Raw genomic sequence first — 26,422 nt, 5'->3', positions numbered from 1 at the left:
TGAAAGACCATGCAGCAAGATCGTGCGGATGGGGCCGCGTCACCCGCGGCGCACCAGGGCTGAGCGGTCGCCGAAGCGGATCATCGCGCCGACCGGTGCCAGCACCGGCTCCCAGGCGTTCAGTCGTCGGGTCGCACCCTCGTGGATCACGACGGTGCCGTTGGTCGAGCCGCGGTCGGTGACCTCGACGCCGTCGCCGCTGGGGCGCAGCGACAGGTGGGTCTTCGAGACCGACACGTCGATGATCGAGACCGTACGCGCACCCAGGGTGTTCTCCGTCAGAGCCGGGTCACGGCCGACCAGCACCAGGCCGGTCACCGGGATCCGCTCGCCGGAGTCGACCTTCAGCATGATGCCCCGCTCGCGTGGCGGCTGACCGCCGGACGAGGGCGGAGGCGTGAAAGCCGGGGTGGCGTGCGGCGTCGGCGCGGGCGTCGGGTGTGGCGTCGGAACCGGCGGCGTCGGGGCCGGTGCCGGGTACGGCGTCGGTGTCGGGGTGGGCGGCGGCGGGGGCACCGTCTGGCCCTGGCCCGGCGTCGCGCGCGAGGGCGGGATCGACGGGGTCACCGGCGTCGGTGCGACCGGTCCCGACGGCGGGGTCGCGAGCGCGCCACCGGGCGAGGCACCGGTCTCGTCGTGCTTCGCCTTCGGGCGGGATACGCCGAGCACACCCGCGCTGACCCGCCCGGCGGGGCGGTAGCTGCCGGCGTCGTGGTCGTTGGGGGTGCTGAGCGACGGCAGCGACTTCCGCTCCGCGACGGGCGCGGCCGCGACCGTCTTCCGGGCGATGCGCATCCGCTTCTCGTCATAGGGGTCGAGGCCGGCGCGTACGTCGACCATCCAGGTCTCGGCGACCTTGTCGTGCCAGCCGCGGTTGCGCTCCTCCTTGTCGAAGAGCGGCGAGGCGAGGAAGGCGATCGGGGCGATCGGGATGATCCCGGAGCCCCAGAGCACCAGGGCGCGGAGGAAGGCGCGGCCGACGCCCGGTCGCTCGAGCGTCTTGACGTTGATCGAGCGGATCCCGGCGACGGACTTGCCCAGCGTGACCCCGCGGCGGCCGTGGAAGACGATCTGGACGATGACGAAGATCAGGCTCAGCAACACGGTCGCGCCACCGGCGATCGCGGCCAGCATGAAGTCGGGGTGGCTGAGGAACCGGGCGAAGCCGAACTTGCCCTGGGCAAGCTTCAGCAGCAGCGGGAGCGTGAAGACGAGATAGGGGACCTGCAGGAGCAGGTAGCAGACGATGTCGACGGCGGCCGCGACGGCACGACGGCCCAGCGGCGCGTCCTTCAGTCCGAGCGAGGCGGCGTAGGCCGGGTCCGGCTTTCCATCGGCGGTGAGACCCTCGATCCGGTCGTCATGCTCGGCGACCTCCCATATCTCCACCGCAAGAACTCCCTCACGCCCGATATCCGAGTCCCGACGTCCGAGAACTGCGGCGCTGACCAACGACGCCAGCAGGTTACCGGAATGTCCCGGCTCGGGCGCGATGGTGTCTGGGAGGATCGACGCATGTCAACACCCTCCGGGCCATCCGGGAGTCTCGAGCGCATCGTCTTCTCGGACGGGAGCACCGCCGATCTCGTACGCAAGGAGGATGGCTGGGCCATCCAGATCGACGGCGTCGCCCAGTCCCACCTCGGCGAAGACCCGGCGCTACCGCCGAAGCTCGCCTCGATCCGGTGGATGCTGGCTGCGCTCGGGGATCGGGCACCGCGCCGCGCCGCCCACCTGGGCGGGGCGCTGCTGGCTCTCCCCCGTGCGGTCGCCCACCGGTGGCCCGCGGCCAGGCAGACGGTCGTGGAGCTCGAGCCCGCGCTCGTCGAGCTCACCAGGTCACGGTTCCCGCTTCCCTCCGGGATCACGATGGAGACCGCAGAGGCACGCTCGTGGCTGGAGGCTCACCCCGACCCGGAGCACGACGCCATCGTCATCGACGTCTTCGTCGGCAACCGGATCCCGCCGGCGTTCACCTCGCTCGAGTGCATGACCGCGGCACGCCGCGCGCTGCGCGAGGAGGGCCGGCTCGTGCTGAACTCCGTCGCCGGCCCCGAGCTGCTCTTCACCCGTCGCGAGCTCGCCACGTTGCGTACGGTCTTCGGGCATGTCGCGATGATCGTGCAGGGCTCCGCGCTCGCGGGAGCGAGGTTCGGCAACGCCACGCTGATCGCCTCGGCGTCCCCGATCGACGGCGACGAGATCCGCTCGTCGCTCGCCGGCGACCCGTCGAAGGGCGCGCTGGTGACCGACCTCGACCCGATCATCGACGGAGCCGATCCGATCAGCGACACCGACCAGCTCTGGTCCCCCGAGCCGAACCTTCCCGACGCGAGCGCCGCGCTGCGGCTCCTCGAGCAGGCCCGCCAGGCGGTCGACACGCTCAGATCCGCCGCGGACTGAGCCCCCATCGCCTTTGTCTAGCGAGATTCGGCCCTATCGCTCGGCAGATACCGCGACAGGCATCGACAGCCATTTCTTTTACCGAAACCGGCTTGTAACGTTCAAACAACCTGCTTGCGACTTGCGGGCGGGATGCTTGATGCGCAGAACAAACCACGATGCACACCATCTATCCGTTGTAGGGGGGACCTCGATGGAAACACTCACCGCCACCCAGCCTGAGGCCAACAGTGCCGCGAAGCAGCACAGCCTCAAGTTCCGTCACGCCAGTGCCCTGACGAAGCTCATGGACGAGCGCCAGGACCTGCGCGGTGTTCACGTGTTCGCCGACTTCGTCGACGACTCGGTGCGCTGGTCCGCGTGACCAGCAGCTGATTGAGGGGATCCAGCGATCCCGTTGCGCAAGGCCCGGCCGACGACGGCCGGGCCTTCGCCAATTTCTGAGGCTCTGGCTAGGAGCTGCGGTGGACGATCCGGCCGCCGACGGTGGTCAGCACGACCCCGCCGTGAGCGATCGCGGCGAGATCACCGACCGAGGCCCGGAGCGGGTCGATGTCGAGCACGGCCAGGTCGCCTCGAGATCCGGGAGCGACCGTGGGCTGACCGTCGACCGACGCCGCCAACGCCTCCTGGGCGGTGAGTGCCTGCTCCGGATGCCACGGCTCCTTGCCGTCACGCGAGCGTCCGACGGCGGCCGCGATGGCCAGCCACGGGTCGAGCGGCGCGACCGGAGCATCCGAGCCGAGGGCGATCCGCACCGCTTCGTCGAGCATCCAGCGGGTCGCGAAGCAGCGGTCCTCCCGGCCCGGCCAGACGTCCTCGGTCATCTCGCGGTCGTCGAGGATGTGCGCCGGCTGCACCGACGCGGTGATCCCGAGCCGGGCCATCAGCGGCAGGTCCTCGCGGCGTACGAGCTGAGCGTGCTCGATGCTCCCCCGCGCCCCCGTCGTCGCGTACGCCGCCAGTGCCTCCGACACCGCGCGGTCCCCGATCGCATGGGTGGCGACCTCGAGGCCGGCGGTGTGTGCCTTCGCCAGCAGCCCCTGCAGCTCGTCCGGAGACTGGTTCGGCGCTCCGCAGCTGTCGGGGTCGTCGGCGTACGGGTCGCAGCACCAGGCCGTCCGGGTGCCGAGCGAACCGTCGCTGATGATCTTGAGCGGGCCCATCGTCAGCCGGTCCTCGCCCGGGAGCAGCCGGTCGCCCGTACGCAGCCCCTCGGCGATCGCCTCGTCGAGCTGGTCGGCATAGGTCGCGACCCGGATGCGGACCAGGTCGCACCCGGACACCCACCGCGAGCGCCAGTCGTCGAGCCGGACACCGACCTCGAAGTCGGTCACCCCGACGACGCCGAGCGCGGCGGTCCGGGTCAGCATCCGGCGGAACGCCGCCGGTGTGCTCCCGTTGGACTCGAAGAGCTCCGCGATCCGCGGATACGTCTCGTACCACTCGGTCTCCTGCACCATGTCCTCCCGGCGCGGCAGGTCCACGGCGTCGAGCGCGGCGGTGTTCAGCCAGGCGTGGTGGAAGTCGTGGTTGACGAGGATCGCGGGGGTGCCGCCGGTGACAGAGTCGAGCTCGGAGACGGTGCCCCAGCGGTCCCAGGTGCCGGCCGAGTGGCCCATCCCGACGATCGCCTCGCCCGGCCCGACCTCTCGGGCGGCGGCGGCGACCCGGGCCAGCGCTTCGGCGGGCGAACGGGTGCCGTGCAGGTCGAGCCTGCTGGCCCGCAGTGTCCACTGGCCGAGGTGGGTGTGGGCGTCCCACAGCCCCGGCACGAGCCAGCGGCCACCGGCGTCGTACGCCTCGACGCCATCAGGCCGGTCGAGGCCTTCTCCGACCGCCGACACGACACCGTCGGCGACACGAACGTCAACCACCCCGGCGGGCGCGTTCGCCCGGGGTGAGAGCGGAACGATGCGTACGTTCCGGAGGAGAAGGTCGAGCATGAGCAGACGATAAGGATTCTGCCCATGCCCGTGCCAATCAGACCCGGCCGACCTTCAGGCCGCCGGCTCAGCGGCGCTTGAAGATCCCCCGGACCAGCTCCCTGGCGGCGGTGCGTGCGGCCTGCTTGAAGGCGGTCGACTTCACCACGGTCTCGATCATCGAGTCGTCATCGTCACGCGACCGCGATCGCGAACCCGAGGTCTTCTTCGGGGCGGTCTTCTTGGCCGCCTTCTCCGCCGCCTTCTCCTCCGCCTCGGCCGCGCGTGCGGCGGCTGCCGCGTCGGTCTTCGCCTGGATCTGGTCGGCGGCGGACTCGACCTCGACGGTCGCGGTGTACTTCGCCGCCAGCGGCGAGGCCGCCACGGCAGCCTCCATCGCGGCCGCCTCCGCGGGACCCATCAGCGACTCGGGGGCACGCAGCCGCGTCCAGGCGACGGGCGTCGGCGCGCCGCGCTCGTTCATGACGGTCACGATCGCCTCACCGATGCCGAGCGTCTGGATGACCGCGCCGAGGTCGTCGTAGGAGGAGGTCGGGTAGGTGTTGACGCTGGCCTTGAGGGCCTTGGCGTCGTTGGGCGTGGCGACCCGCAGCTGGTGCTGGATGCGAGAGCCGAGCTGACCGAGCACGTCGTCGGGGACGTCGGTCGGCTTCTGGGTGACGAAGAAGACCCCGACACCCTTGGAGCGGATCAGCCGGACCGTGTTGGTGATCTGGTCGAGGAACGCGTCGGAGGCGTCGTTGAAGAGCAGGTGCGCCTCGTCGAAGAAGAAGACCAGCTTGGGCTTGTCGACGTCGCCGACCTCGGGCAGTGCCCGGAAGAGCTCGGCCAGCAGCCACATCAGGAAGGTCGAGAAGATCGCCGGCCGGTCCTGCAGGTTGGGCAGCTCGAGCAGCGAGATGATCCCGGCGTCCCCGTCGTTGCGCACGAAGTCGGTGACGGCGAAGGCCGGCTCACCGAAGAACTCGTCCGCGCCCTGGTCGGCGAAGGCGATGAGCGTACGCAGGATCACTCCTGTCGTCGCGGACGAGAGGCCGCCCAGGCCCTTGAGGTCGGCCTTGCCCTCGTCGGAGACCAGCCACTGCAGCACGGCGCGCAGGTCGTCGAGCCCGACCAGCTTCAGGCCGGCCTTCTCGGCGTAGTGGAAGACCAGACCGAGCGAGGACTCCTGGGTCTCGTTGAGGTCCAGGACCTTGGAGAGGAGGGTCGGGCCGAAGGCGTCGACCGTGACCCGGACCGGGATGCCGGTGCCCTCGCCGCCGAGCGCGAAGTATTCGACCGGGAACCCGCGCCCCTGCCAGGTCTGCCCGACGGAGGCCGCCCGCGCGGTCAGCTTCTCGCTCGACGCGCCCGGAGCGGCCAGACCGGAGAGGTCGCCCTTGATGTCGGCGGCGAACACCGGGACCCCGGCTGCGGAGAGCTGCTCGGCCAGCAGCTGCAGGGTCTTGGTCTTTCCGGTTCCGGTCGCGCCCGCGACCAGCCCATGCCGGTTCAACATCCCCAGGGGAATGCGAATCGGCGTGTCCAACAACGTCTCAGCGTCCGCCATGAGGCCCCCGAGCTCGAGGGCGGAACCCTCGAATTGGTAGCCGGGCCCGACCGCTTCTGAGAGAGCAGCAGCATCCGTCATGCGCCGACTCTATGTTGGGTTTTGCCCCGAGGGCGATACAGTCACGAGGGTGATCTTCAAGCGTGTCGGCGACTCTCGCCCCTACCCCGACCATGGTCTGACGACCAAGGGGTGGGCCGCGCTGCCTCCTCGGACGGTCCGACTCGACGAGCTGGTGACCACCAAGGACACCCTTCAGCTGGTCGCTCTGCTCAACGAGGACTCGACGTTCTTCGGCGACCTCTTCGCCCACGTCGTGGAGTGGAACGGCGAGCTCTATCTCGAGGACGGGCTCCACCGGGCGCTCCGCGCGGCGCTGCAGCAGCGCAACGTGCTGCACGCCCGCGTGCACAGCCTCGGTCAGGACGTTCCGAGCCGTTAGGCTCGGCGTCATGCTCGATTCGGCCCTCACGGGACTTCGTACGTTCATCATCCTCGCCGTCCTCGCGGTCGCGGTCGCTCTGGCCGGCGCCTGGGGATGGAAGGCGATGACCGCACCCTTCCCGCAGAAGGTCGATGTCGGCCCGTGCGTGGACGCGCCGGTCAAGAAGGGCTCCGAGGTCTATCCGTCGCAGGTGGTCGTGACCGTGCTCAACGCGAGCACACGGGCCGGGCTCGCCACCCGGGCGATGACGGATCTCGTCGACGCGGGCTTCGTCAAGGGGTCCACCGGCAACGCGCCCAGCGGCACCAAGCTGAAGACCGTCGAGGTCTGGACGCCCGACAAGAACGCTCCCTCCGCCGCGCTCGTCGCGAGCTGGCTCGGCGACGCGAAGATCGTCGAGACGAAGTCCGACATCCCGGGCATCGTGGTCGTCACCGGCGAGAACTTCCCCGAGGTCACCGGCGGCGACAAGACCGTGACCGCCAAGGCGGACGGCACGATCTGCAGCCCGCCGGTCGAGTAGAGCGCGGCCTCGTCACCGCAGCCAGCCCGCGAGCCGTCCCTTCCGGCTGACCATCTCGAGGCGCCGTTCGGCATGCTCACGCTGGTGGCGGGGCACGACGACCAGGACGACGTCGCGGGCGCGGAGGACCGTGGTGCTCTCCGGGACCAGGGTCCGTCCGTCGCGGATCAGCAGCGACACCGACGACCCGGTCGGCAGCCGGAGCTCACTGACCTCGACGCCGTGCAGGCGCGACTCGGGCGGGATCCGGAGCTGGATCAGGTCTGCCGCGATCTGCTCGAGCGGCGCGACGTCGAGGTCGAGCGAGCGCGGGTCGTTGGGACGGGCGACATCGAGCACCCGGGCGACCCAGGGCAGCGTCGGGCCGGTCAGCAGCGTGTAGACGACGACCATCACGAAGACCAGGTCGAAGAGCTCCTCGGCACCGTCGACGCCCTCGGCCAGCGGGATCGTGGTCAGCACGACCGGCACCGCGCCGCGCAGCCCGGCCCAGGAGACGAATGCGGTCTCGCGCCACGACATCCGGGAGACCACCGTGCTGACCAGCACGGATGCCGGCCGGGCGACGAAGGTCAGGATCAGGCCGGCAGCGAGCGCGAGGCCGATCGTCTGGAGGTCGATACGCCCCGGGGAGAGCAGCAGCCCGAGCATCACGAAGAGCCCGATCTGGGCCAGCCAGGCGACGCCCTCGGCGAAGGATCTGGTGGCGCCGCGGTGGGGCAGCTCGGAGTTGCCGAGGACGAGCGCGGCCACGTAGATCGCCGCGAACCCCGACCCGTGCAGCCACGCCGCTCCGCCGTACGCCAGGAAGGCCAGCGTCATCACCGCCAGCGGATAGAGGCCGGCGGAGGGCAGCGCCGCCCTCCGCATCAGCCATGCTCCGCCGAACCCGACGAGCAGACCGATCGCGATGCCCAGCAGGAGCTCACCCACCACGACCCCTGCGACGACGACCGGATGGTGGTCGGCGATCGCACCGCTGGCGATCAGCGTCACGATCACCACGGTCGGGGCGTCGTTGAGCCCCGACTCGGCCTCGAGGACGCCGGTCAGTCTCTTGGGCAGCGGCACCACCCGCAGCACCGAGAAGACCGCGGCCGCGTCGGTCGGCGAGGTCACCGCCCCCAGCAGGAACGCCAGCTGCCAGGAGAGCCCGAGCAGGTAGTGCGCACCCGCCGCCACGATCCCGATCGAGATCACGACCCCGACCGTGGCCAGCATCAACCCGAGCCCGAAGGAGGGGCGTACGTCCTTCCACGACGTCGTCAGACCACCTTCGGCCAGGATCAGCGCCAGTGCTCCGAAGCCGACCGCGTGCGCGAGCGCGGCGTCGTCGAACCGGATCCCGAGCACCGACTCACCGAGCAGGACGCCCATCAGCAGGTAGATCAGCAGCGACGGGAGCCCGGCCTTCGTGGACATACGCACCGCGAGGATCGCCAGGAGCGTGACCAGGGAGCCGATCAGCACGAACATGTCGAACTGATGGACGTCGAAACTCATGCGCGCCGGGCCCCCCTCCGACCTCTGGGACTGCATCCTAGTGTTTGCTCCTATGGACCGCCTGACTGTCGCCCGACGCGCGAACGTGCCTCCCTTTCACGTGATGGACATGCTCGAGCGGGCGGCGCAGCGACAGCGGACGTACGCCGATCTCATCTCACTCACCTCGGGGCAGCCCTCCACGGGGGCGCCGCAGGCGGTCAGCGCCGAGGCGGTGCGGCTGCTGCAGAGCGGTGACCCGCTGGGCTATACGCCGGCGACCGGCATCCTCGAGCTGCGCCAGGCGATCGCCGGACATCACCGGGCGTGGCACGGGATCGACGTCTCCCCCGACGACGTGATCGTGACGACCGGTGCCAGCGGCGGCTTCCTGGCCAGCTTCCTCGCGGCCTTCGACGTCGGGGACCGGGTGGCGATGGCCCGGCCGTCCTACCCCTGCTACCGCAACGTGCTCGCCGCGCTCGGCTGCGAGGTCGTGGAGATCCCGACCGGTGCCGCCGAGCGGTTCCAGCCGACCGTGGAGCAGGTGCGGGAGCTGCACGAGCGCGTCGGCCTGAAGGGGCTCGTGGTGGCCAGTCCGGCCAACCCGACCGGCACGATGCTGCTACCCGAGGAGCTGGCCGCGCTGGCCCGCTACTGCGAGGAGGCCGGCATCCAGCTGATCTCGGACGAGATCTACCACGGTCTGACGTACGGCGGGGACGGTAGCCGTGGCCGCAGCGCCTGGGAGACCTCGCGCGACGCCGTCGTGTTCGGCTCGTTCTCGAAGTACTTCTCGATGACCGGCTGGCGTATCGGCTGGCTGCTCGCCCCCGCTCATCTGCGACGCGCGATCGACGTCCTGGTCGGCAACTTCACGATCTGCCCGCCGGCGCTCGCCCAGCACGCCGCGGTGGCGGCGTTCACCCCGGATGCGTACGCCGAGCTCGACGGTCACGTGACCCGCTACGCGACCAACCGCGAGGTGCTCCTCGACGGCCTCCGCTCGCTCGGGGTCACGGAGATGGCCCCGGCCGACGGAGCGTTCTACGTCTACGCCGACGTCAGCCGCTGGACCGAGGACACCATGGCCTGGTGCCACCAGATCCTCGACCGCACCGGCGTCGCGATGGCGCCCGGGATCGACTTCGACCCGGTCGACGGACACCGCTTCGTACGTCTCTCCTTCGCCGGCTCCGCCGCCGAGATCGACCAGGGGCTAGACCGCCTCTCCACCGTTCTGCGGTAGGGAGGCCGCGCTCCGCCTGGTCTTCACTCCCCGAACGGCGTGGCCGCTCCGCCGGGCATCACTGCCCGGTCGTAGTACTCCCGGCACGAGACGATCTCGAGGTCTCGGTCCAGCACCAGGACGGCGACCGAACGACCGCTGAAGGGCTTGCCGGTCGCCTTCATCTTCCCGCCGCCGAGGTCGTCACCGGAGAAGGTGCCCCGGCCGGTCACCTCCACGACCACGAACCCGTCACCGGTGTGGATGTCCTCGACCGACATCACGAAGTCCGGGACGGCTGCCCGCCACAGACGGTGGTGGGTGGCGATCAGGTCGCGCCCTCGGCGTCGCACCCCGAAGGTCACGTCGAAGTACTCGCCGTCCTCGGCGTAGAGGGCGACGAAGGCTTCCGGGGTCGGCGCGCTCCAGGCATCGGCCCACTGCCGGGCCACATCGGCCGGGGTGGTGGTCGTACTGATGGCAGACAAAGAGTTCTCCCTGTTCCGTGCGGTCGAGATCCGGTCGAGTGTGCTCAGTCCGAACAGGACTAGGACTCGAATTGAGTCGGACTATAGGCCACAGCAACTTCCGCATCAACACCTAAGACTCAAAAAAGGTCCAAGGGGGTGGATGCACGGGACCTTTCGGATTCAAATGGAGTCCTACACTGGCGCCATGAAGCACGATGACCTGCAGGAGCTGTACTGCTCCGTCGCACGCACCTGGTCGGTGATCGGGGAGCGGTGGACGATGATGATCCTGCGCGAGTGCTTCCGCGGTGAACGTCGCTACGACCACTTCCGCTACAAGCTGGGCCTCGGCAGCAACGTCCTCAACGACCGGCTCCGGGTCCTGGTGGACGAGGGCATCCTGGATCGCGTCCAGTACCAGGAACACCCTCCGCGGCACGAGTACCGGATCACCGACAAGGGCGCCGACCTCTACCCGGTGCTCGTCGCCCTGATGTCCTGGGGGGACAAGTACAAGAACGACATCCCACCGGTGCGGCTGATCCATCGCGCCTGTGGCCACGAAGCCGACCCACAGCTGACCTGTGCGCACTGCGCCGAGCCCGTGTCCTGGCGCGAGATGACCGCCGAGTTCGAGCCGGACGCCTGGTAGCGACAGCAGCACGGACCAGGGAGCGACTCCTTCGCACGGTGATGTCCTGAGCCTGCCGCAAGGTAGGCAGCGGAAGGCGCACACCTTGATGAAGCAACACGTACGCCCTAGAGTCAGACTCAATTCGAGTCCTACCAGGCTCGGTCAGCGCGGCTCACGGAGGTGGCCCAGTGCCCTACTACCAGTTCACGGTCCCGGCGGGCGGTGCGACGTTGCAGCACAAGGCCGAGGTCGCCGCGGCGGCCACGAGGGTGCACACCGAGGTCACCGGTGCGTCGGGCGCCTACGTCTACTGCTCGTTCGTCGAGGTCCCGCGTGGCAGCCTCTTCGTGGCCGGCGAGGCGATCGACGCGCCCCGGATGGTCGGGTTGATCCGCGCGGGCCGCTCGCCGGAGGTGCGAGCGAGGCTCATCCACGGAATCGCCGACGCCTGGTCCGAGGTCACCGGAGACGCCAAGGAGAGCCTGGCGATCTTCATCGAAGAGATCCCCGGCGCCAACGCCCTGGAGAACGGCGTGATCCTGCCAGAGGTCACCGAGGAACCCGGCGCGATCTACTGAACACCGACGGCCGCAGTCCGCGGCCGGAGGCGATTTCGAGAAAGTTCACGATTTTACGTTTAGAACCACTCCAGCGGGGTAGGAGGAACACAGAGACCTGTCCGAGGAGGGATATGTACGGCGACAGCGACGTGATCCGCCGCCGGGTGAGCCGTCTGCGTGAGCAGGCGGATGACATCCGCGCGAGTGCCGACAAGCTGGTGACGCAGGCCGAGGCCGTGCCGTGGCACGGGCGGGCTGCGGAGTCCCTCCGTGGACGGATGAAGGAGCGCGCCACCGCGCTGCGAAGCTCGGCCGAGAAGCATGATCGCGCGGCCGACGCCCTGGCCAAGCACCTCAAGCAGGTCGACCTGCTCAAGGAGCAGATCGCCGAGGCCGAGGCTCGCGCCGAGGCGCTGGCCGGCGACGGGCTGGCGGTCGACGGATTCGAGGCCCCCGAGCCGGGCCACAAGGACTGGCTGGAGGTCACCTTCCGATGACGACGATCGATCTGGGCCCCGCTCCGGCGGCACCGACCGAGCCATGGGCAGGAGTGCCGCGCCGGGTCGGCCTGACCCTCCCCGAGCTCACCCACGCCTGCGAGAGCATCGGGGCGCCGCTCCCCTTCGAGGTCGCGACGCACCGCGACGACGGGCTCGACGCCCGGCTGGGACAGACCCGCTCGGCAGCCGAGGACGAGGCCCTGGCTCGCGCCGTCGCCGGCTTCGGCGAGGGCAGCACGTCCCTCCGGCGCCGTGACCTCCTCGACGCCGACGGAGCCCTCGACGCCGGCATCACCGGCGCACTGGGCCTGCTGGCGACGCCGGAGGTGGTCATCGACCTCGACGTCGTCGTCGACTGCCTCCGTGGCCGCGCCTGGCACCGGCAGAAGGGGGAGGCGGCCGCCTCGCTCGCCACCGTGGACGGCCTCGTCTTCGAGCTCTCCTGGTATCCCTCGGCGGCCTGGTCGGCCGAGCTCGGCCGAACCGCGACGCTGCCGGGTGACACCGCCCGGCTGACCTCGGCGGTGCCCGAGCAGCTGGAGGTCCCGTTCGCGACCGCCGACGCCGTCTTCGAGGCCCTGCGCACCGGGCGCGGCGATCTGGTGCCGGTGCTGACCGACGGCGACGTGATCGTCTCCCGAGCCCTCGAGGCGCTGTCCACCGAGGCCCACGGCCGGCTGCGCGCGGTCGTCGCGACGACCGCCGACCCGGAGAACCCGCTGATCGGCACGGTCTCCTGGACGCTGGTCAACGACGGCTGGCGTTCGATGCGTACGGTGTCGCTCGATGGCGAGCTGACACTGCTGATCACCAGCGTCGAGCCGTCCGAGCTCGCCGCCGACCTTGCTCCTGTTCTCGCGGAGGTCCGATGAGCACTTCGTCCAACGATCCGATCAACCGTCTGGGGCCGCTCCCCGGTGGCGCGCCCGACTCGGTGCCGCCTCCCGCAGGTCCGGAGGACAAGTACGAGCAGATCCTCGGTCTGGCCGGCTCCATCGGCGACGCCGGCGCGCAGCTGCGTGAGTGGGCCGAGATCGGCGCGGAGATCCTCACCGACGACGACGTCACCCTCTCCGCCGAGCTCTCCGCGAAGACCTGGGAGCCGGCCGAGGAGGAGATCCGGGCCGCGACCTCCGAGAAGCATGGCGTCCTCGGGCTCGGCCAGGCGCTCGAGGCCGATGCGCTCTCGGTGCGTGCGACCGTGCAGACCTACCGCTGGATCGACGAGCTCCAGACCGCGGCCCGCAGCACGCTGGGCGCCATCGCGGCCAACGCGCTCGACTACCTCGCCCCCGAGGTCGAGCTCGGTGGGTCGTTGCTGTCCGCCGGCCTGATCGAGACCGACGCGCTCGACCGTGAGGGCGTCACCGCCTACCTGGGCGAGCTCGCCCAGGGTCACCCCGAGCTGATGGACCACATCGCCACCGGCGGCGGGCTGCTCGAGTCGCTCGAGCTGCGCTCGCTGCTCACCGCCGACTTCCCGCGCGGCGACGACGCCGGGGCGGCCACCGCGGGCGCGCTGCGTGCCGTCGGTGTCGACGCGTTCGCGGCCGATGCCGGGCATGCGCTGCGCGACGTCGGCGGGGCGCTGGCCGCCACCGAGGAGGACACCCCGGCGGGCGACGTCACCGCCGCCGCCCCGGCCACCGTCGAGGAGCTGATCCGCACCCTCGAGGCCACCGAGACCGGTGTCGCGGTCCAGAAGACAGCGCCCGGTCGCTACATCGCCTACCTGCCGGGTCCCTACGCCGGCCGCCGTCGCCTGCGGCTCGTCTCCGGTGACCTCTCCGACTACATCGCCACCGCGTCGCGGACCATCGAGGAGGCGGTCGAGGCCGACTCACACGTGATGCTCGTCGGCGCCGCGGCCGGGGGAACCGCGGCGGCCGCGATCGCGGCAGCAGCCGGGGCTGCGTACGTCGTGGACCAGGTGGTCACCGTGGGTGCTCCCGGCGCGGCCGCGCCGCGGGTTCCGGAGACCACGCGGGTGCTGTCGCTCGAGGACCGCTCCGACCCGGTCGCGCTCCTCGGCGGGCTCATCAACGCGGGTGTCGGACACCGGTTCACGGTCGTCTACGACGGCACCGTGGCGGAGGAGAGCCAGTACGTGGCCGGCGGGCGGGCCGCGGACAACGCCGCCCACGACGAGCTCCGCGACGAGATCGCGCGGATCCGCAGTCTGGGATACCTCGGCTAGAGCCGCGGGGCTTGCCTCGGGGATGGGAGTCGATACGGTGTAGATGACCCTCGGCACCATCCCCGACCTCACCTGTGCTCGGTCACCGGCCAGTCGATCGCGGAGGGCCCTCTGACGCCTACCCGATCGGTCCTCGTGAAGTCCATCGTCGTCCACGCCGGCCTCCCCAAGACGGGCACCTCCGCGGTCCAGGCGTTCTTCAGCGCCCACACGGACACGCTCGCCAGGGCCGGCATCCGCTACCCCCAGCACCGCGTCGACCAGAACGGCATCAGCGCCGGCAACGCCGGGTCGCTGATGGAGCGCTCAGGTCATCTCTTCGTGGCCTCGCCCCACGAGGTCGCCCGGACGCTCGAGGAGTTCGAGGCCAGCGGCTGCCACACGCTGCTGCTCTCCTCCGAGGCGTTCCTCCCCGAGCTGCCCGGGATCGCTGAGCTGCTGCCGCCACAGGCCCGGTTCGTCCTGTACGTCCGCGATCCCCTCGCCTTCCTGGAGTCCGACTACAACCAGCGGGTCAAGCGGCTCGCGCACGTCGACTCGTTCGAGCCGTCGCCCGGTGCATACGGCGGTTGGCTGGGTCACGAGCACCTCTACCGCGCGCTCGACTCCGAGGCCGTACGCTCCCGGCTCGTCCTCCGGCCCTACCTGCCCGAGCTCTTCGTCGGCGACAATCTGCTCACCGACCTGCTCCACACCGCCGGGATCGACACCGCCGTGCTCGGCGACCTGTCCTTGAAGCAGGTCAACCTCTCCTACTCGCTGCACGCGCTCGAGATCAAGCGAGCACTCAATGTCCTCCCCATCGGGCCGCAGCTGCAGGAGCGCCTCGACGTCCACCTCCAGTCCTGCCCCCTCGGGCCGACGAGCTACACCCTGATACCTCCTGCCGACCACGAACGGCTCCGGAAGAGCGCCGACGACGAGCTGCGCGCGCTCGCGCTGAGATACGACATCGACTCCCTCGAGCCCATGCGGGAGCTGCTGCGCGAGAAGGCGCCGAAGCCCTTCCACCCGCAACAGCTCACCGACGACGAGGTCGACGCCGTCGTCCGCCACATCGCCACCGTCGGCAAACGGCTCACCCGCCGGATCGCCCAGACGCTCCTCGAGCACCCCGAGATCAAGCTCGTCTACCCGTCGCTGCGGGACTCGTTCGCCCGGGCGGCCGCCGCACTCGACGCGGAGACTCCGGCAAAGCCGAAGCGCCGTTGGTTGAGCCGCCGTAGCCGCTAGGCGGAGGCGTGTCGAAACCAACCCGGTCGTCTGCGGTGTTGGTTCCGACACGCTCGCTGGCGCTCGCGGCTCAACCAGCGTCTACGAGAGGTCGGCGACCACGATGGTGTGGTTGTCGGGTTCCCCGGCGGCGGCGACGGCGGCCGAGACCGCATCGGCGACCGACTGCGGGCCGGCCTCGGCGGTGATCAGCGGATCGAGGTCGTCCACGTAGGAGTGGACGCCGTCGGTGGTGAGCACCAGCCGGTCACCGGGCAGCAGCTCCAGCGACATCTCGTCGGCGACGACCCCGGGCACCAGGGCGCGGTTGAGCAGCGCCCGGTGCTCGTGGGAGCGGGCCTCGTCGGCGGTCAACTGGCCGGCCTCGACCATGGCGGCGACGACCGTGTGGTCGTGGGTGACCTGGCGTACGTGCCCGTCCCGCACCAGGTGGACCCTGGCGTCGCCGATGTGGGTGATCCGCGCGGTCGAGCCGTGCAGATCGACGGCGGTCAGGGTGGTGCCCGACTTCGGCACCTCCGCGAAGACCTCCTGGATGGCCGCGCGCAGCCCGCCACCGGCGTACGCCGTCAGGGCCGCTCCGGCGAGGTCGTCGCGCTCGCCGGTGCCGTCGGCGACGGCGATCAGCTCGGGGGTGACCAGGACGGCGTCCTGCTGGCTGGCCCGGCGACCGGTCTCGTGGCTGACGCCGAACTCGGCGTGCAGGGTCTCGGTTGATGTGGTCATCGGATGTGCCTCGCTCCTCAATCGGTGGACGAGGACGGAGACCATGGTGCGACGGGTGGCGTTGTCGGCCTCGACCTGGCGCCAGTAGGTCTCGAGCTCGGCCGCCGCGAGCGCGGCGGGCATGTCGACGATCTCCCGGATCCGGGCCAGCGGCATCCCGATCAGCCGCAGCTTGGCCACCAGGCGAGCACGATCCACCTGGTCGGGCGCGTAGCGGCGATAGCCGGAAGCCGCATCCACCTCGGCAGGCAGCAGCAGGCCCAGGTCGTCGTACAACCTCAGCGCCTTCGGCGTCAGCCCGGTCGCCCGGGCGAAGTCGCCGATGTTCACAAGCCCCTTCAGGCCGCTCATGCGACCGCTCCCGTGGCGCAAGCGCCAGAATACGAGAGCGGTCGCCTGAGGCTTGTCGTCGCTCGCTGACGCTCGCTCATGATCACCATCCTCCCCGGTGATGGTCACCGGTGTCATCAGATTGGTGTCTGACCCTGGGGCAACCTCAAGCCCCGGTCTGCTCGGCCCACTTCTCGAGCAGCCGGGCGAGGGAACGCCGCTCCGCCGCGGTGAAGACGGCGAGCAGGCGGTGCTCGTTGGCGATGTGGTCGGTGAAAGCGGCGTCGATCAGCTCCCGACCGCGCTCGGTCAACGCGATCCGGCGCCCGCGACCGTCCTCGTCCCGGCGGTCCCGGCTGACCCAGCCCTGGGCCAGGCACCTGTCGACCCGCTTGGTGACCGCCCCTGAGGAGACCATCGTCTGCTCGCCGAGCTCCTTCGGAGTCAGGGCGTACGGAGCACCCTGCCGTCTCAGCGTCGCCAGCACGTCGAACTCCCCCTCGCCCAGGCCATGGGCCGCGTAGACCTCGACGAGCTCGTCGGTGAGCCGCAGCGCGAGGCGGTGCAGCCGGGCGATGACGGCCTGCGGGGTGATGTCGAGGTCGGGGCGCTCCTGCTCCCACTGCGCCATCACGGTCGAGACGTGGTCTGCCATGACACTGGAATATATCTTACGAGGAAGATATTATCTCTTCCATGGAAAGTAGATTGGCGACCCTCGCGCTGACCGCGATCGCCCCGGTGGCCTGGGGGTCCGGCTACTTCGTCACGGCCACGTTCCTACCTCCGGACAGGCCGTTGTTCGGCGCGGTGGTGCGGGCGCTGCCCTTCGGCCTGCTGCTCCTGGCGCTCCGGCCGGGCCTGCTCCACGGCTCCTGGTGGTGGCGTACGGCAGCGCTCGGCCTGCTCAACTTCGGGGCGTTCTTCGCCCTCGTCTTCGTCGCCGCCTACCGGCTCCCCGGCGGCCTCGCCGCGACCCTGACCGCGGTCTCGCCGATCGTGGTGATGCTGCTGGCCTGGGCGTTCGCTGGCGAACGCCCGCGGGCCGGGTCGCTCGCCGCCGGCGTCGTCGGTGCCGTCGGCGTGGCCCTGCTGGTGCTCCGCGGGGGCGCGAGTCTCGACCTGATCGGGGTCCTGGCCGCCTTCGCCGCGGTCGCCGTCTTCTCCACCGGCTTCATCCTCGTCAAGGTCTGGCAGCCGCCGGTCGGGCTGCTCACGTTCACGGCCTGGCAGCTCGTTCTCGGTGGCCTCGCCCTCGCCCCGGTGGCCCTCCTCGTCGAAGGTCCGCCGCCCGCTCTCGACCTGCCCGCGATCGGGGGCTACGCCTACATCGGCATCGTCGGCACGGTCGTCGCCTACGCCGTCTGGTTCCGTGGCGCCCGGCGGCTGCCGGCCGCCGCGGTGTCGTTGGTCGGCCTGCTCAACCCGGTCGCCGGCATCCTCATCGGCCTCGCCTTCGCGGGAGAACATCTCACCCCGATCAGCGGGCTCGGGATGGCGCTGGTGCTCGGTGGCGTACTCCTCGGGCAGCCAGCCGTGCTGGACCGGATCAGCGCCAGACGTCGGCCAGCACCCGCCTCGTGTGCCGACGTTGGAGCCGCCGGATAGGTTCACCCCCATGAAACTGCGTGCACGTGCGCTCGAGCTTCTCGTCTTCACCGTCGGTGCCGGCACCTTGGGATCGGAGATGGCCGCGGCTCGGCTGCTCGCTCCGTGGTTCGGTGACTCGACGATCGTGTGGGCCAACACGATCGCGACGGTGCTGGTGGCGCTCGCGATCGGCTACTCCGTCGGCGGCAGGATCGCCGACCGGAACCCGCACCCCTCCGGCCTCGCCAAGATCGTGCTCGTCGCCGCCGCCCTCCTGGCCGCGGTGCCGTTCATCGCCGACCCGTTCCTCCCGCTCGCGGTCAAGGCGGTCGACCAGCTCAGCATCGCGACCTTCGCCGGCTCGCTGGTCGGGGTCGGCGTGCTGCTCGCGATCCCGCTGTTCCTGCTCGGCATCGTCAGCCCCTATGCCGTCCGGCTGAGCGTCGAGGCCGTCGAGGACGCCGGCCACGCGGCCGGACGCCTCTACGCGATCTCGACGGTCGGCTCCCTGGTCGGCACCTTCGCCGCCTCGCTGTTCCTCATCCCGGTCGTCGGGACCCGGCGTACGTTCCTGATCTTCGCTCTCCTGATGGCGGTCTGCGCGATCCCGCACCTGGTCAAGCGGCGGCTGCCGGCCGCGGTCGTGCCGGTCGCGATCCTCGCCCTGATCGCACTGCCGACCGGGTCGATCAAGACGCTGACCAGCAACGGCGGCGAGGTGATCTGGGAGAAGGAGACCGAATACCAGTACGCCCGCGTGGTCGAGTACGACGACGGCAGCCGCTACCTCGAGCTCAACGAGGGCCACGCCGTGCACTCGGTCTACAACGAGGGTGAATGGCTCACCGGCGCCTACTGGGACGAGATGCTCTCGCTGTCGTACGCCGGTGCGGAGGCCCCGAAGTCGGTGGCGATCCTGGGCTCGGCCGCCGGGACGACCGCGCGCCAGTTCGGTCACTTCGCCCCGGAGACCCGGGTGGACGCCGTCGAGATCGACGAGGACGTCACCGAGGTCGGCCAGAAGCTCTTCGACCTCCAGGACCACCCGAACCTCCACCTCCACACCGCCGACGCCCGCCCGTGGCTGCAGAAGCAGACCCGGAAGTACGACGCGATCATGGTCGACGCCTACCACCAGCCCTACATCCCGTTCTACCTGACCACGAAGGAGTTCTTCGCGCTGGCGAAGTCCCACCTGAACCCGGGCGGGGTGCTCGTCGTGAACTCAGCCCACCCGGAGGGCTCCACAGCGCTGGAGAAGGTCCTCACCGCAACCCTGCGGACCTCGTTCGGCGAGGCCGTGTGGCGGTCGGACTCCGGCCCGACCAACACGCACCTGATCGCGACCGTCGACCCGGATGCGGATCCCGCGGCCGATCTCATCGCCACCGCGCAGTCGCAGCCCGCCGACCTCGCCGGCACCCTCACCGACTCTGCCGCCCGGCTCGAGCCGGGCGTCCGGGGCGGGACGGTCTACACCGACGACGTCGCGCCGGTCGAGTGGCTCACCGACCTCAGCCTTCTCGAGGTTGCCTGACCCGCTCGGGCGTTTCACCTCGCCGATCGGGGTCTTGCGCAGGCACCCGACGCAGACCTGGTCGGGCGCGACCTTGCTGAGCCTGCGCGGCGGCAGCACGTGCCACGTGCCCAATCGGCGGCCGCACATGGTCATCACGTACCCGTTGCTCCTCTTGACCGAGCGAAGGTGCCAGAAGCTGCCTCGGTCGGTGCGGTAGACCAGCGGATCCTTGGACAGGACCGGCGGCCTCTCACTGGATCGCATGCTGAGTCTGTCGTCTACGAACACGAATTCCCCCCAAGGAATGTCGATGGCTCTCGTCGTTGAGTGCCTCGAGACGCCGGTCTCCAGCGGGGGCCAGGTCGCCCAACGCCCCGAGGCTTGTTCGACCCTAAGTCCACTCATTGCAATGGGTCAAGGCTGAAAGGGTGGGGCTATGCGGCTATTCGGGATCTGTACGCCTCAGTAACGTGTTCTCCCATGAGCAACCCCCGTCCGCGCGGCCTGCCGAAATACCTCCACGTGGCCGACTATCTGCGGGCCCAGATCGACGACGGCACCTACCAGCCCGGCGAGCGTCTACCGACCGAACCCGAGCTGATGGACACCTTCCCCTACGACCGCGCCACCATCCGGCGAGGTCTGGCGGTGCTGCGCAACGAAGGCCTGATCACCAGCGAGCAGGGCCGTGGTGTCTTCGTACGCGACGCCACCAAGACCCGCTACGACCTGATGAGCATGCTGATCACCGACCGGAGCCACCCGGCGAAGCCGGACGCGGCTTACAACCAGCCGCCGCGCGGCCCGGACGACGGTCTCTCGATCGAGCACGCCTACGAGGTGATCGCGGCCGGCGAGAAGCTCGGGGCGGCCTTCGAGATCGATCCCCGCAGCGAGCTCCTCAGCACCACCTACACCTTCTACATCAGCGGCGACGACACCGCCGAGTACCGCACCACGGCCTACATCCCGTATCCGCTGGTCATCGACACCCCGCTGGCCACCCCGACCGACGACTGGCCGCAGCCTCCGATCAAGGACCTGCTGGCCACCGTCGGCGTGAAGGTGACCACGGTCGCAATGGACATCGAGTCGCGGATGCCGACGCCGCAGGAGACCTACGACCTGCAGATCCCCGACGGCACCCCGGTCCTCTCCGACCGGCGCCGCTTCCTGGCCGAGGACCGCGTCGTGTGCATCACCGACTCCGTCGGGGTCGCCGACCGGATCGTCTACGGACTGGACCTGAAGCTGCAGTAGCGCCTGTCGGCTGCCGCGGGGCGAACGAATTTTCGTTCGTCGCCGGCACGGCCGGGCCGGTCGGTGAAAGAAAAGTTTCTTTCACCCGGGAGGGTGTGTCTCCAAGCGACGGGTTGGAAGGCGAACGAATTTTCGTTCGCCGCGAAACGACACCCTCCAAGGAGCCAGTACTGGCGACCACACCCCGGCCGCCGCCCCGATAGCCAGCCAAATCTTTCTCGACCTGATCCGGTGTCAAGGATCGCCGAAGGCGACCGGCGAAGCCGGCGGCCAAAGGCCGTCCTTTACTCCGGACCAGGTCGAGAAACAATCGAGGAACGGGTCGGCGGCCCACACCACCACAAAATCACGATCCCTGACCGTCAGGCCAGGTCGTGGACGAACTCGGAGAGCTGCGTGAGGTTGCGGCACTCCCGCATCTCGATGATCGACCCGTAACGGGTCGCCTCCGAGTCCCCGGTGTCCCATTGCGTACGAACCTCCGGGTTGAGCCAGTGCGCATGCCGGCTCCCCTCGACCATCGCGCGCAGCGAGCCGACGGCGAGGTCGGAGTAGTTGGACCGGGCGTCGCCGAGGATGAGCAGCGACGACTTCGGACCGAGCGCGTCGGCGTGCCGCTCCTGGAAGAGGGAGAACGCCCGGCCGTAGTTGGTGCGCCCCATCCGGGCCGAGTGCTCGGTCGCCTTCGTCAGCTCGGTCATCGTGTCGACCAGGTCGGCGCCGGGCTTGAAGTAGGACGTGACCTCGTGGATCTCGTCGACGAAGGTGAACGCACGTACCTTCCCGAACTGCTCGCGCAGCGCGAAGACGAGCATCAGCGTGAACGTCGCGAAGTTGGACACCGAACCCGACACGTCGCACAGGATCACCAGCTCGGTGCGGTGCGGCCGCTTCGGGCGGTAGCGCAGGTCGACGGGGACCCCGCCGGTGGACATCGAGGACCGGAGCGTACGCCGCAGGTCCACCGCTCCTCGCCGGCGGGCGTGGTGCTCCTGGGTGAGCCTGGTCGCCAGCCGGCGAGCCAGTGGGTAGATCTCGCGCCGGAGCGCCTCCAGGTCGGCCCGGCGCGCGTGCAGGAAGTCGAGCTTCTCGATGGTGGGGCGGACGGCGATCTTGGCGATCTGCTCGGGGCCCTTCTCCTCCGCGATCCGGCGGCGTGCGTCGGCTTCGACGAGACCGCTGAACCGATCCATGCGTCGGGTGCCGACGCGCGCCGCCTCCTCCTCGGTCCAGCCGCCCTGCTGGAGGCCCTCGATGAGCCGCGCGGTCAGCTCGTCGGTCGAGAGCCGGCGCAGCGCCGTGTAGGACGACCACGAGCTCAGCCCCGGCCCGCGACCCGGCATCGCGCCGAAGCGCGCAACCGCCTCGGCGGCGAGCTGGCGGAGCATCTCGACGTCGTCGGCCTCGAGCGCCTCGGCCAGCCGCGAGCTGAACTCGGAGAGCGCCTCGGGCCCGTCCTTCGCCACCCCGGCGGCCTCCGCCTCGGCGTCCGTCCCCGAGCCGACCATCCGCGGGAAGTAGAGCTCGAAGAGCCCGTCGAAGGTGGTCCGCTGGTTGGCGCGCTTGACCAGGGTCGCGGCGTACGCCTCCCTGACCTGGGTCCGGTCGTTCCAGCCGATCAGGCCGAGGGCGGTGACGGCGTCGAGGCCTTCGGAGAGCGACACCGGCAGCCCGGCTCCCCGAAGTGCCTCGAGGAACTCGATGTGCCGGTCGAGAAGAGTCACCTCTTCAACCGCAGCTCTCGGACCGCGCGGTCGACGTCGGAGGAGTGCTTGAGGACGACGCCGAGGGTGTCGGCGACGGCCTTGTCGGAGAGGTCGGTGATCTCCAGCGCGATCAGGGTGCGCGCCCAGTCGACGGACTCGGCGATGCTCGGCGACTTCTTGAGCTCGAGCTCGCGCAGCCGGCCGACGACCGAGACGAGCTGGCGGGCGACCTTGTCGTCGAGGCCGGGCACCTGGGAGAGGACGATCTCGCGCTCGCGGTCGGCGTCGGGGTAGTCGAGGTGGAGGTAGAGGCAGCGTCGCTTGAGCGCCTCGGAGAGCTCGCGGGTGGCGTTGGAGGTGAGCACCACCAGCGGACGGCGGGTCGAGGTCATCGTGCCGAGCTCGGGGATGGTCACCTGGAAGTCGGAGAGCACCTCGAGCAGCAGCCCCTCGACCTCGACGTCCGTCTTGTCGACCTCGTCGATGAGCAGCACCGTCGGCTCCTCACGGCGGATCGCGGTCAGCAGCGGCCGCGTCAGCAGGAACTCCTCGGAGAAGATGTCGTCGTGGGTCTCCTCCCACGCCTGACCGTCGCTGGCCGCCTGGATGCGGAGGAGCTGCTTCTTGTAGTTCCACTCATACAGCGCCCGGGCCTCGTCCAGCCCCTCGTAGCACTGCAGCCTGACCAGCTCCGCCCCGGTCGCGCGGGTGATCGCCTTGGCGAGCTCGGTCTTGCCCACGCCGGCCGGCCCTTCGATGAGCACCGGCTTCTCCAGCGCCCCCGCGAGGTAGGTCGTCAGCGCGGTCGAGTCGTCCGCGAGGTAGCCGACGTCTCCCAGACGGGTGACGGCCTCGGCGGGCGAGGAGAACCAGGAAGACGTACGCGAAGGCATGACGCGACACTAGCGACTCCGCTCCTGGTCTGCTCCCGGTGTCCGGGTAGGACTTTCGTCATAGTGCCCGGCGCAGACCGTCACCGTCGGGCTTATCGGTCGTTGGACAGGCGTGCACTCGGACACCCCGCGACTCCTGACTCTGGTCGTCGTCGCCATGAAGATCTGCGCGCTGACGGCGCTGGCAGCCTTCTGTCTGGTTGCCGTCACCACGCCGTCCGAGCCTCGGTCGCTGGCGAAGAGGGAGCAGCCCGAGCTCGCCGCGATGCTCGAGCAGCACCACTGCGTGGCTCCGCCGACGATCGCGCCCTGGCGCCGGGAGAGCGCCATCATCCGCTCCCCGCTCGGCGAGCTGAAGCACGTCCCCCTCGATGTCGGCCAGCTGATCGAGCAGGGCAAGGCGCGCGGTGAGCTGATCGCCTTCTGCGCCGACCCGGCTCCCTAGAGACGCAGGGTCAGCCCACCGCGGCCATCGCGTCGAGGAAGACCCGGATCACGCGCTCCAGCGCCGTTCGGTCGCCCTCGACCTGGAGGTCGCCCTTCGCCAGGGCCTCGTCGAGGGGCTGCTCGAGGAGCGCCACGCCCGCCCAGCTGGTCGAGTCGCCGGTCACGGCGACGTCCACCCGGGGGAGGTCGCCGACGTCGAGGTCGAAGCCGAACTCGTTCCAGTCCAGCCGGAACTGCTGCGGCGCCACGTCGGGGCAGCGAGCGTCGGTCAGGTTCCACCGCACCCGGACCGGAGCCTGGGTCGTCAGGCTGCGGGGCGGGACCATCGTGCGCATCGCGACCATCACCCCGCTGGGAGTCATCCCGGTCGACGGGACGGGGAAATGGGCCGATCCTTCCAGGGCCCACAGCGACAGGGCGCTGAGGACCTCCTCCAGCTCCCGGCCCCAGTCGGTCAGGGCGTACGCCGTGGTCTTGGTGAGATAGCCGAGCTCGGTCTCGACCACGACGCCCGCACGCTCCAGGAACCGCAGCCGCTCGTTGAGCTCCTCGGTCCCGACACCGATCAGGGAGGACCTCAGATCAGGAGACGTACGCGGCCCGAACATCAGCTCGCGCACCACGATCAGGCTCCACCGGTCACCGATCAGATCCAGGGCGTGCGCGGCCGCGCACGCGTCTCCCAGGTCCCCGTAGGACAGGTTCAGGGTCACGTCGATCCTCTCCGAGTCTGGATCCGCCGATTCCAGTGAACCACGCCACACCCACGGCGCGCAGGCACCGAGGTCGGCCCGTGGTCAGCCAGTGGTCAGCCGGGGGTCAGCTGGCCTCGGCAAGGGTGTCCGCGAACAGCCCGAGCACGCGGTCCAGCGCGGCGCGGTCGCCGGCGACCTCGAGCCCCGCCTCGGCGATCGCGGCGTCCACGGGGAAGCCCATGAACACGACCCCGGTCCAGGCCGTCGAGTCGCCCGCGATGGTGACGTCGGCGTCCTCGAGGGTGCCCTCGGCGAGGTCGAACTGGTTGCCCTTCCACACGAGCCGGAACTGCTGCGGGTCGGCGTCCGGACGGCGGGCGTCGGTCAGCTCCCAGGCGACGCTGATCGGCTCGGGGGTCGTCGCGCTGCCGGCGGGCACCATCGTGCGCATCGCCACCATCACGCCGCTCGGCGTCATCCCGGCGGACATGATCGGGAAGCGGGTCGAGCCATGGGCCCAGCGACCGAGCGCCCCGAGGATCGACTCGAGCTCACGGCCCCACGGGGTGAGGGCGTAGGCCGTCGTCTTGGTGATGTAGCCGAGCTCGGTCTCGACCACGACGCCGGCGTGCTCGAGGAACTGCAGGCGGTCCTTGAGCTCGTCGGGGCCGACCCCGATCACCGAGGACTCCAGGTCGCGGGCGGTGCGCGGCCCGAACATCAGCTCCCGCACCACGATCAGGCTCCACCGGTCACCGATCAGGTCCAGGGCGTGCGCGGCCGCGCACGCGTCTCCCAGGTCCCCGTAGGTCAGGTTCAGGGTCACGTCGATCCTCTCCGAGTCATTCGATCCCATCGAGGGTAGTGAGCCCGAACTACGGGTGGTCAGTGCCAGAGGTCCCGCCGCGCCGGTGAAATGCCGGCGCTACGCGATCGCGGCGTACGCAGCCGCGACCCGCTCCACCGCCCGCCGGTCGCCCTCGATGCCGACCGTGTCGGCCGGCGCGCCGGCGAAGACCACGCCGGCCCAGGCGGTCGAGTCGCCGGAGACGGTCGCCGCGGGCGCATCGTCCGCACCCTCGGTCAGCTCGAAACGGTCCGCGTCCCAGTGCAGGCGGTAGCGGCGTACGCCTGCGGCGGGACGCCGCTCGTCGTGCAGGTCGATCGCGATCCGGACCGGGCCCTCGTCCCACCCGGCCATCGTGGCGTAGGGGGCCATGGTGCGCATCGCCACGATCGCCCCGTCGGGGGTCATGCTCCCCTCCGGCACCGGGAAGCCGGGCGAGCGCTGCGCCCAGCGACCGAGCGATCGCATCACGTCCTCGAGCCCCTGCCCCCACTCGGTGAGCCGGTAGACGTGGGTCCGCCCGAGGTCGTCGAGCCGGGCCTGCTCGACGACGCCGCTGTCCCGCAGCGCCTTCAGCCGGGCGGTGAGGACGGCAGGCGTGATCCCGACGACGGCCGAGGCGAGGTCCGCGAAACGGCGCGGACCGAGCAGCAGCTCCCGCGCGATCACCATGCTCCACCGGTCGCCGATGACATCCATGGCGTGCGCGGTCGCGCAGGCATCACCCAGGTCGGCGTACGTCTGCTTCTTCGGCATCTTTCCTCCAACTCTCTTCACAAGAGTATCAACTATGTTTAACGTAGTTCCATGATCACGATCGCCCTCCCCACCCGGGATCGCCCCCGGTCCCATGTCTTCCTCCGTGACGGCCTCGGCCTGGAGACGCCCGGAGAGCTCGCTGAGGACGGGGTCCCCGAGCCCTTGCGCGCAACGCTGTCCGACTCCTGCGAGGTGATGATGATCCCCACCGGCGGGTTCAGATGGGTCACCGGCCAGCTCGCGGACGAGCCGATCGACGCGGCGACGCTGCCCCCGCCCGACGGCCCGAAGCAGTGCCTGGTCACCCTCGAGCTCGGCTCGCGCGACGACATCGAGGCGCGCTACGCGGCCGCCACGACGGTCGGCCGCGGAGTGATCGCGCCGGAGGCGGCACCGTGGGGCGAGTACCGGGCGCTCGTCGCGGACCCCGACGGCCATCTCTGGCAGCTGACGTCCCGCTGAGGACCGGTCGTGCCACCC

At 70.2% G+C, this 26,422-nt stretch carries 28 protein-coding genes; 16 read left to right on the top strand and 12 right to left on the bottom strand.

Annotated elements, in window-relative coordinates:
- Positions 1-39 precede the first annotated feature (39 nt).
- On the bottom strand, positions 40-1,389 hold the full coding sequence (locus tag ACZ6WN_RS02330; RefSeq protein WP_465862450.1) for an RDD family protein: 1,350 nt from the start codon (positions 1,387-1,389) through the stop codon (positions 40-42).
- A gap of 126 nt (positions 1,390-1,515) precedes the next feature.
- On the opposite strand from ACZ6WN_RS02330, the gene ACZ6WN_RS02325 reads away from it, so the two are divergent.
- Positions 1,516-2,403, top strand: coding sequence for a spermidine synthase (locus ACZ6WN_RS02325; RefSeq protein WP_465862449.1), 888 nt, complete (start codon positions 1,516-1,518; stop codon positions 2,401-2,403).
- A gap of 193 nt (positions 2,404-2,596) precedes the next feature.
- Positions 2,597-2,767 (top strand): hypothetical protein, encoded by a 171-nt coding sequence (locus ACZ6WN_RS02320; RefSeq protein WP_168381080.1) that lies wholly within the window; start codon positions 2,597-2,599, stop codon positions 2,765-2,767.
- Positions 2,768-2,855: 88 nt separating this feature from the next.
- Here ACZ6WN_RS02320 and ACZ6WN_RS02315 read toward each other — a convergent pair whose 3' ends face one another.
- The gene (locus ACZ6WN_RS02315) at positions 2,856-4,349 is read right to left on the bottom strand and encodes an amidohydrolase (protein ID WP_465862448.1); all 1,494 of its coding nucleotides are present in this window, start codon (positions 4,347-4,349) and stop codon (positions 2,856-2,858) included.
- 67 nt (positions 4,350-4,416) lie between these two features.
- Positions 4,417-5,979 carry a helicase HerA-like domain-containing protein gene (locus ACZ6WN_RS02310; protein ID WP_465862447.1) on the bottom strand — a complete coding sequence of 521 codons (1,563 nt, stop codon included), beginning with the start codon at positions 5,977-5,979 and terminating at the stop codon, positions 4,417-4,419.
- Between the two features lie 49 nt (positions 5,980-6,028).
- On the opposite strand from ACZ6WN_RS02310, the gene ACZ6WN_RS02305 reads away from it, so the two are divergent.
- On the top strand, positions 6,029-6,340 hold the full coding sequence (locus ACZ6WN_RS02305; RefSeq protein ID WP_465862446.1) for a type II toxin-antitoxin system VapB family antitoxin: 312 nt from the start codon (positions 6,029-6,031) through the stop codon (positions 6,338-6,340).
- Between the two features lie 10 nt (positions 6,341-6,350).
- Complete coding sequence (locus ACZ6WN_RS02300; protein ID WP_465862444.1) at positions 6,351-6,866, top strand: LytR C-terminal domain-containing protein; 516 nt, start codon at positions 6,351-6,353, stop codon at positions 6,864-6,866.
- Between the two features lie 12 nt (positions 6,867-6,878).
- Here ACZ6WN_RS02300 and ACZ6WN_RS02295 read toward each other — a convergent pair whose 3' ends face one another.
- Positions 6,879-8,369: a potassium/proton antiporter gene (locus tag ACZ6WN_RS02295; RefSeq protein WP_465862443.1), complete on the bottom strand. Its 1,491-nt coding sequence runs from the start codon at positions 8,367-8,369 to the stop codon at positions 6,879-6,881.
- 103 nt (positions 8,370-8,472) lie between these two features.
- On the opposite strand from ACZ6WN_RS02295, the gene ACZ6WN_RS02290 reads away from it, so the two are divergent.
- A complete protein-coding gene (locus ACZ6WN_RS02290) occupies positions 8,473-9,597 on the top strand; it encodes an aminotransferase class I/II-fold pyridoxal phosphate-dependent enzyme (protein WP_465862441.1) in 1,125 nt (374 codons plus the stop codon).
- Between the two features lie 23 nt (positions 9,598-9,620).
- Here the strand turns inward: ACZ6WN_RS02290 and ACZ6WN_RS02285 are convergent, their stop codons facing one another.
- Positions 9,621-10,064 (bottom strand): nuclear transport factor 2 family protein, encoded by a 444-nt coding sequence (locus ACZ6WN_RS02285; protein ID WP_465862439.1) that lies wholly within the window; start codon positions 10,062-10,064, stop codon positions 9,621-9,623.
- Positions 10,065-10,251: 187 nt separating this feature from the next.
- On the opposite strand from ACZ6WN_RS02285, the gene ACZ6WN_RS02280 reads away from it, so the two are divergent.
- The 6 genes from ACZ6WN_RS02280 to ACZ6WN_RS02255 all read left to right on the top strand — a co-directional run bounded on the left by ACZ6WN_RS02280 (position 10,252) and on the right by ACZ6WN_RS02255 (position 15,170).
- Positions 10,252-10,698, top strand: a complete 447-nt coding sequence (locus ACZ6WN_RS02280; RefSeq protein WP_465862438.1) for a winged helix-turn-helix transcriptional regulator — start codon at positions 10,252-10,254, stop codon at positions 10,696-10,698.
- Positions 10,699-10,868: 170 nt separating this feature from the next.
- On the top strand, positions 10,869-11,258 hold the full coding sequence (locus ACZ6WN_RS02275; RefSeq protein ID WP_465862436.1) for a tautomerase family protein: 390 nt from the start codon (positions 10,869-10,871) through the stop codon (positions 11,256-11,258).
- A 113-nt stretch (positions 11,259-11,371) separates the two neighbouring features.
- A complete protein-coding gene (locus ACZ6WN_RS02270) occupies positions 11,372-11,737 on the top strand; it encodes a hypothetical protein (RefSeq protein WP_465862434.1) in 366 nt (121 codons plus the stop codon).
- Positions 11,734-12,612: a hypothetical protein gene (locus ACZ6WN_RS02265; protein ID WP_465862433.1), complete on the top strand. Its 879-nt coding sequence runs from the start codon at positions 11,734-11,736 to the stop codon at positions 12,610-12,612. The genes ACZ6WN_RS02270 and ACZ6WN_RS02265 overlap by 4 nt, the downstream gene beginning before the upstream one ends.
- Positions 12,609-13,937 carry a hypothetical protein gene (locus ACZ6WN_RS02260; RefSeq protein WP_465862432.1) on the top strand — a complete coding sequence of 443 codons (1,329 nt, stop codon included), beginning with the start codon at positions 12,609-12,611 and terminating at the stop codon, positions 13,935-13,937. Before ACZ6WN_RS02265 ends, ACZ6WN_RS02260 begins: the two co-directional genes overlap by 4 nt.
- A gap of 135 nt (positions 13,938-14,072) precedes the next feature.
- Complete coding sequence (locus tag ACZ6WN_RS02255; protein WP_465862430.1) at positions 14,073-15,170, top strand: sulfotransferase family protein; 1,098 nt, start codon at positions 14,073-14,075, stop codon at positions 15,168-15,170.
- 81 nt (positions 15,171-15,251) lie between these two features.
- Here the strand turns inward: ACZ6WN_RS02255 and ACZ6WN_RS02250 are convergent, their stop codons facing one another.
- Both ACZ6WN_RS02250 and ACZ6WN_RS02245 read right to left on the bottom strand, forming a co-directional pair.
- A complete protein-coding gene (locus ACZ6WN_RS02250; RefSeq protein WP_465862428.1) occupies positions 15,252-16,247 on the bottom strand; it encodes a MerR family transcriptional regulator in 996 nt (331 codons plus the stop codon).
- A 145-nt stretch (positions 16,248-16,392) separates the two neighbouring features.
- Positions 16,393-16,881: a MarR family winged helix-turn-helix transcriptional regulator gene (locus ACZ6WN_RS02245; RefSeq protein WP_465862426.1), complete on the bottom strand. Its 489-nt coding sequence runs from the start codon at positions 16,879-16,881 to the stop codon at positions 16,393-16,395.
- A gap of 41 nt (positions 16,882-16,922) precedes the next feature.
- Between ACZ6WN_RS02245 and ACZ6WN_RS02240 the strand changes: the two genes are divergently transcribed.
- The 3 genes from ACZ6WN_RS02240 (at position 16,923) to ACZ6WN_RS02230 (ending at position 20,595) form a co-directional block, all read left to right on the top strand.
- Positions 16,923-17,834, top strand: coding sequence for a DMT family transporter (locus ACZ6WN_RS02240; protein ID WP_465862424.1), 912 nt, complete (start codon positions 16,923-16,925; stop codon positions 17,832-17,834).
- Between the two features lie 10 nt (positions 17,835-17,844).
- Positions 17,845-19,353 carry a spermidine synthase gene (locus tag ACZ6WN_RS02235; RefSeq protein ID WP_465862423.1) on the top strand — a complete coding sequence of 503 codons (1,509 nt, stop codon included), beginning with the start codon at positions 17,845-17,847 and terminating at the stop codon, positions 19,351-19,353.
- A gap of 462 nt (positions 19,354-19,815) precedes the next feature.
- Complete coding sequence (locus tag ACZ6WN_RS02230) at positions 19,816-20,595, top strand: GntR family transcriptional regulator (RefSeq protein WP_378725509.1); 780 nt, start codon at positions 19,816-19,818, stop codon at positions 20,593-20,595.
- Positions 20,596-20,957: 362 nt separating this feature from the next.
- On the opposite strand, the gene ACZ6WN_RS02225 is transcribed toward ACZ6WN_RS02230, so the two are convergent.
- Together ACZ6WN_RS02225 and ACZ6WN_RS02220 are read right to left on the bottom strand one after the other, a co-directional pair.
- Positions 20,958-22,319, bottom strand: a complete 1,362-nt coding sequence (locus tag ACZ6WN_RS02225; protein WP_465862421.1) for a vWA domain-containing protein — start codon at positions 22,317-22,319, stop codon at positions 20,958-20,960.
- The gene (locus ACZ6WN_RS02220) at positions 22,316-23,194 is read right to left on the bottom strand and encodes an AAA family ATPase (protein ID WP_465862420.1); all 879 of its coding nucleotides are present in this window, start codon (positions 23,192-23,194) and stop codon (positions 22,316-22,318) included. The genes ACZ6WN_RS02225 and ACZ6WN_RS02220 overlap by 4 nt, the downstream gene beginning before the upstream one ends.
- Before the next feature lie 112 nt (positions 23,195-23,306).
- Between ACZ6WN_RS02220 and ACZ6WN_RS02215 the strand changes: the two genes are divergently transcribed.
- Complete coding sequence (locus tag ACZ6WN_RS02215; protein WP_465862418.1) at positions 23,307-23,639, top strand: hypothetical protein; 333 nt, start codon at positions 23,307-23,309, stop codon at positions 23,637-23,639.
- Positions 23,640-23,649: 10 nt separating this feature from the next.
- On the opposite strand, the gene ACZ6WN_RS02210 is transcribed toward ACZ6WN_RS02215, so the two are convergent.
- From ACZ6WN_RS02210 to ACZ6WN_RS02200, 3 genes are all read right to left on the bottom strand, one after another.
- Positions 23,650-24,354 carry a winged helix-turn-helix transcriptional regulator gene (locus ACZ6WN_RS02210; RefSeq protein ID WP_465862417.1) on the bottom strand — a complete coding sequence of 235 codons (705 nt, stop codon included), beginning with the start codon at positions 24,352-24,354 and terminating at the stop codon, positions 23,650-23,652.
- A gap of 106 nt (positions 24,355-24,460) precedes the next feature.
- Entirely contained in the window at positions 24,461-25,162 is a 702-nt protein-coding gene (locus ACZ6WN_RS02205) for a winged helix-turn-helix transcriptional regulator (protein ID WP_465862416.1), read from the bottom strand.
- 99 nt (positions 25,163-25,261) lie between these two features.
- Positions 25,262-25,939 carry a winged helix-turn-helix transcriptional regulator gene (locus tag ACZ6WN_RS02200; protein WP_465862414.1) on the bottom strand — a complete coding sequence of 226 codons (678 nt, stop codon included), beginning with the start codon at positions 25,937-25,939 and terminating at the stop codon, positions 25,262-25,264.
- A 51-nt stretch (positions 25,940-25,990) separates the two neighbouring features.
- Between ACZ6WN_RS02200 and ACZ6WN_RS02195 the strand changes: the two genes are divergently transcribed.
- Complete coding sequence (locus ACZ6WN_RS02195) at positions 25,991-26,404, top strand: VOC family protein (protein ID WP_465862413.1); 414 nt, start codon at positions 25,991-25,993, stop codon at positions 26,402-26,404.
- The last annotated feature ends 18 nt before the right edge of the window (positions 26,405-26,422 follow it).

The organism is Nocardioides sp. NPDC054178, assembly GCF_055585005.1.
The sequence above is the reverse complement of the archived record's forward strand: the minus strand, read 5'-3'. Positions and strand labels throughout refer to the sequence as shown.

What these genes read in the sequence shown, in the direction of transcription:
- ACZ6WN_RS02325 (WP_465862449.1), top strand. Translation starts at nt 1,516, where the DNA reads ATGTCAACACCCTCCGGGCCATCCGGGAGTCTCGAGCGCATCGTCTTC.
- ACZ6WN_RS02320 (WP_168381080.1), top strand. Translation starts at nt 2,597, where the DNA reads ATGGAAACACTCACCGCCACCCAGCCTGAGGCCAACAGTGCCGCGAAG.
- ACZ6WN_RS02315 (WP_465862448.1), bottom strand. Translation starts at nt 4,349, where the DNA reads ATGCTCGACCTTCTCCTCCGGAACGTACGCATCGTTCCGCTCTCACCC.
- ACZ6WN_RS02310 (WP_465862447.1), bottom strand. Translation starts at nt 5,979, where the DNA reads ATGACGGATGCTGCTGCTCTCTCAGAAGCGGTCGGGCCCGGCTACCAA.
- ACZ6WN_RS02300 (WP_465862444.1), top strand. Translation starts at nt 6,351, where the DNA reads ATGCTCGATTCGGCCCTCACGGGACTTCGTACGTTCATCATCCTCGCC.
- ACZ6WN_RS02295 (WP_465862443.1), bottom strand. Translation starts at nt 8,369, where the DNA reads ATGAGTTTCGACGTCCATCAGTTCGACATGTTCGTGCTGATCGGCTCC.
- ACZ6WN_RS02290 (WP_465862441.1), top strand. Translation starts at nt 8,473, where the DNA reads ATGGACATGCTCGAGCGGGCGGCGCAGCGACAGCGGACGTACGCCGAT.
- ACZ6WN_RS02280 (WP_465862438.1), top strand. Translation starts at nt 10,252, where the DNA reads ATGAAGCACGATGACCTGCAGGAGCTGTACTGCTCCGTCGCACGCACC.
- ACZ6WN_RS02270 (WP_465862434.1), top strand. Translation starts at nt 11,372, where the DNA reads ATGTACGGCGACAGCGACGTGATCCGCCGCCGGGTGAGCCGTCTGCGT.
- ACZ6WN_RS02265 (WP_465862433.1), top strand. Translation starts at nt 11,734, where the DNA reads ATGACGACGATCGATCTGGGCCCCGCTCCGGCGGCACCGACCGAGCCA.
- ACZ6WN_RS02260 (WP_465862432.1), top strand. Translation starts at nt 12,609, where the DNA reads ATGAGCACTTCGTCCAACGATCCGATCAACCGTCTGGGGCCGCTCCCC.
- ACZ6WN_RS02250 (WP_465862428.1), bottom strand. Translation starts at nt 16,247, where the DNA reads ATGAGCGGCCTGAAGGGGCTTGTGAACATCGGCGACTTCGCCCGGGCG.
- ACZ6WN_RS02245 (WP_465862426.1), bottom strand. Translation starts at nt 16,881, where the DNA reads ATGGCAGACCACGTCTCGACCGTGATGGCGCAGTGGGAGCAGGAGCGC.
- ACZ6WN_RS02240 (WP_465862424.1), top strand. Translation starts at nt 16,923, where the DNA reads ATGGAAAGTAGATTGGCGACCCTCGCGCTGACCGCGATCGCCCCGGTG.
- ACZ6WN_RS02235 (WP_465862423.1), top strand. Translation starts at nt 17,845, where the DNA reads ATGAAACTGCGTGCACGTGCGCTCGAGCTTCTCGTCTTCACCGTCGGT.
- ACZ6WN_RS02230 (WP_378725509.1), top strand. Translation starts at nt 19,816, where the DNA reads ATGAGCAACCCCCGTCCGCGCGGCCTGCCGAAATACCTCCACGTGGCC.
- ACZ6WN_RS02220 (WP_465862420.1), bottom strand. Translation starts at nt 23,194, where the DNA reads ATGCCTTCGCGTACGTCTTCCTGGTTCTCCTCGCCCGCCGAGGCCGTC.
- ACZ6WN_RS02200 (WP_465862414.1), bottom strand. Translation starts at nt 25,939, where the DNA reads ATGCCGAAGAAGCAGACGTACGCCGACCTGGGTGATGCCTGCGCGACC.
- ACZ6WN_RS02195 (WP_465862413.1), top strand. Translation starts at nt 25,991, where the DNA reads ATGATCACGATCGCCCTCCCCACCCGGGATCGCCCCCGGTCCCATGTC.